The sequence below is a fragment of the Pedobacter gandavensis genome (assembly GCF_032678745.1).
GTDB classification, from domain to species: domain Bacteria; phylum Bacteroidota; class Bacteroidia; order Sphingobacteriales; family Sphingobacteriaceae; genus Pedobacter; species Pedobacter gandavensis_C.
This window is the reverse complement of the sequence record NZ_JAVTST010000026.1, coordinates 1-722: the sequence shown is the minus strand read 5'-3', so window position 1 is coordinate 722 and position 722 is coordinate 1. Positions and strand designations below refer to the sequence as shown.

General features: G+C 42.0%; 1 protein-coding gene. It reads right to left on the bottom strand.

The features are described 5' to 3' along the window. A partial coding sequence (locus R2S10_RS24695) for a hypothetical protein (protein ID WP_316843065.1) occupies positions 1-722 on the bottom strand: 722 nt, incomplete at both ends.

Sequence of the window (722 nt, the reverse complement as noted above, 5' to 3'; positions counted from 1 at the left end):
TAAAGGTCCCCTCCTGCATCAGCTACTGGTACATTAAGTACCATTACCTGCTGACTTTTTTCCGCTTCACAACCATTATCAGCTCTAAAAACATACTTGAGGGTATGAGTTCCCAGGCCAGCCAACTCCGGGCTAAACTTTCCTTCTGCATTGATTCCTACACCAAAGTATCTCCCCATTCCGGCAATTCCAGAAATTTCCTTTGCCTCGGTCAACCCAAATGCGGAAACATTTCTACAAACCGCAGGTATTGGATCAAAAGTAACTTCCGGACTAGCTTGTAAAACGATAGTCTTACTTTGCTCAGACAAGCAGGAAGTACCAGAATAAACGACCATCCGCACGGTTAAAGTCTTTGAAGATGGGTTATGAAAAACAGGATACTGGTACTTGTAAATCCTGGCTGCTACATTCCGTTTTTCAGGATGAAGATCAACCTGTACCTGCCCAGGATTCTGATCATCAAAATACCATTCAATTCTGGTGATTTCACCGAAATCTACTGTAGCCTTATCTTCAAATACCAACTCTTTCCCACTACAAAACAAACTGCCCTGAACATTAAAATCTGCTCTTGGAATACTTCCATTTACCCGAAATGGTTTTTGAATAGTTTGAGGACAAGCGCCTTCCCGACTTACAGTCAGCGTAATGGTATAATACCCGACTTTGGTATATACATGACTAGCGTCTTTATCAGTTGAAGTATTAGGATTGGAGGT